This is a genomic window from Neobacillus drentensis, assembly GCF_036966985.1.
GTDB lineage: Bacteria > Bacillota > Bacilli > Bacillales > Cytobacillaceae > Neobacillus > Neobacillus drentensis_E.
Map to the genome: position 1 here is coordinate 292 of NZ_JBALSN010000082.1, position 2,444 is coordinate 2,735.

General features: G+C 34.7%; 3 protein-coding genes and 2 pseudogenes. 2 read left to right on the top strand and 3 right to left on the bottom strand.

Annotated elements, in window-relative coordinates; translation table 11 throughout:
- Positions 1-259: pseudogene (locus tag V7659_RS06150) on the bottom strand (hypothetical protein); the annotation flags it as partial.
- A gap of 417 nt (positions 260-676) precedes the next feature.
- On the opposite strand from V7659_RS06150, the gene V7659_RS06155 reads away from it, so the two are divergent.
- Positions 677-1,063: a DUF2809 domain-containing protein gene (locus V7659_RS06155; RefSeq protein ID WP_420491705.1), complete on the top strand. Its 387-nt coding sequence runs from the start codon at positions 677-679 to the stop codon at positions 1,061-1,063.
- A gap of 11 nt (positions 1,064-1,074) precedes the next feature.
- Here the strand turns inward: V7659_RS06155 and V7659_RS06160 are convergent, their stop codons facing one another.
- Positions 1,075-1,539 carry a Gmad2 immunoglobulin-like domain-containing protein gene (locus V7659_RS06160; RefSeq protein ID WP_335538843.1) on the bottom strand — a complete coding sequence of 155 codons (465 nt, stop codon included), beginning with the start codon at positions 1,537-1,539 and terminating at the stop codon, positions 1,075-1,077.
- 147 nt (positions 1,540-1,686) lie between these two features.
- Entirely contained in the window at positions 1,687-1,908 is a 222-nt protein-coding gene (locus tag V7659_RS06165) for a DUF1540 domain-containing protein (RefSeq protein ID WP_335538845.1), read from the bottom strand.
- Between the two features lie 152 nt (positions 1,909-2,060).
- Here V7659_RS06165 and V7659_RS06170 point away from each other — a divergent pair.
- A pseudogene (locus V7659_RS06170) lies at positions 2,061-2,444 on the top strand (hypothetical protein); the annotation flags it as partial.

Here is a 2,444-nt window from a genome sequence, read left to right on the forward strand (position 1 = left end):
CAAAAGTCATTTTTAACATCCAAAGGCTGGCAACAAGATATGGGCCACAATTAAAAAAGTTTGTATTTTTTAATTGTGATACCCCTTCATATGACCTCCACCATTTTTTCTTCTCACCGAATAATTCCATAGCTTTTGTGAATGTACATATAAATATTCCGGCTGGAAGATATTTTTTAAACGAATTTCGACCTAAAAATGGGACGGTTAGCCAAGGTACAATTAGCAAAGCTATATAAAATAATTTTGAGTTTTTCATATATCACCCCTAAAGATTATGATATGTCCTTTTATTTAAATTAAACCAAGTACCTACATATAAATGTAATTTTTGCACATATGCCTTTACATCAATTAAAAATGAGTGCCAAATTCATATACAATTTGGCACTCATTTTAAGTAGCATTTTTAATGTTTGCGAAAGGAACCTGTTAACTTTACAGAACATCTTTATGGAATTCCAATATGTTTACTTATAATTACTTTTTATATCGATAGTAATCCAGAGAATGGTAGCCTCTAAATCCGCATGATTCTAGAAGTGCACGTGTCTTCTTTTTATTGCTACAATTGAAAAATACTAGTATATTCAAATTTATAGGTATGATAGTGAAAAGAGTGATTCGAGTGACTACTGCCCACAATCAAAAAAATGAATCTATAAAACCACGTAACATGAGGTTTGGTTATGTGATTGCTGTTATTCTCACCATCTTATTTGGCCTGGCCTCAAGAAAATTCTCTCAACTGCTTCCTATATTTGTTGCGGAGAATGCCGGGGATTTATTCTGGGCAATGATGGTTTATTTTGGATTCCGTTTCTTGTTAGTACAAAAGAGCCTCATAACAGCAATCTCCCTTAGTTTTTTATTTAGCTATGGTATTGAACTTAGTCAACTGTATCAGGCAGAATGGATTAATCATCTGCGCGGTACCTTGCTTGGAGCATTAATACTTGGTAAAGGATTTCTTACAGTGGATTTGATTCGATATGCAATTGGAATTACGGTTGCTGCTGTTATGGATAAAATGACGCTTAGTGCAAGGAAGCGTATATCTTAAAAAAAAGTGCCTTAGTTATCTAAGGCTATTGGAATTTCTAACGTATTTATTTTTGAGCCATCTTTAGCTGAATATACAAATAATTCTAATTTACTGGTATTTGTAGATAATAACTCCTTGGCAAAAGTGATTTCAAATTCTCCCCAAGCTGGTGCACCCTCAGTCTGGTAGTTCCCTTCTTTAACGACTTTTTCTCCATCATAAAGAGCATATTGAAAGACCCCTTCAAAGACTTGGGCTTTTCCTGTGACAATGATTGTATCTGCTTTTTTTGTAACGACAACATCTTTAAAGACTTCATTGTGATATACTTCTTCCTCTGGTTCTTCTGAAACTGGCCCATTGGGATTTGACGGATTTTCTCCGTCTGGTTCTGTTACCGGTGGTTTTTCATTTACGACTTCCTGACGTGGAGTACAAGCAGCTAAACCTATTGTAACTAACAATAAAGAGAACAAATAAGTCATCTTCTTCATAATGTGATCCCGCCTAGTTTTCTTTTTATTTATTATATTTTATAAATTTTTCAATAATCCTATGTGCATAGAAAAATAATAAAAAAAAGACGGGGCTGGTTCTTCCTTTTGGGAAGTTCAAGCCCGTCTTTTTACAACAGAATTCGTTTAACTATTTTTCCTTTTTTTAGGCTTGAAGGTTTTACAACAGGTTTCGGCTGAGGTACCTGCCGTATCGACATGATTCTTTTCACCTAATTCGGAAGAAAATTCTGTATCATAGCGTGCATGGTTATCTATTTCAACCATAATTTTATCCGCTGTACAAACATTTCCTTCTCCATAAAACGAACAGTTGGCGATTGAACAAGCTACTTCAACTTTAGGCATGGCAATACCTCCTAGTTAATGACCTGTTGCTTTTTTATTTTTTGTTAAAACAATTTTTTCATTCACTGGATAAAAAGTATTATAAAAAAGTGATGCGGAAGTAGAATGAAACCAAAAGATAAATCCTTCGTCTATATTTTTGAGGTGGTAAGATGAGGAAAACTGTGAGTTTGCTTATTTTATTGGTTATCGTTCTATCTGGCTGTCAGACACACGGACAACATGCTGTCATTGATTGGGTCGATTTTATTAAATGGGACGATAAGGAATATGACGGAATCTATTCTGGCGTGATCTCAGATAAAAAGTACATTGGCGAAAAGCTAGGCGAGGTAAAATTTAAGGTAGCAGACAATGTTTCCGATCTTGAATATAAGATAAAAAATGGCGACGCTGCCTTCCATGAAAAAGGAACAGACATTTTTACGATTAAGGGAGAACCAAATCTGATTGCGGTAAAATCCTCCCGGGCCATTAATGGGTACGATATTTACTATTCTAGAGATGAGGAAAAAAATCATTGGCAATTTAAAGAC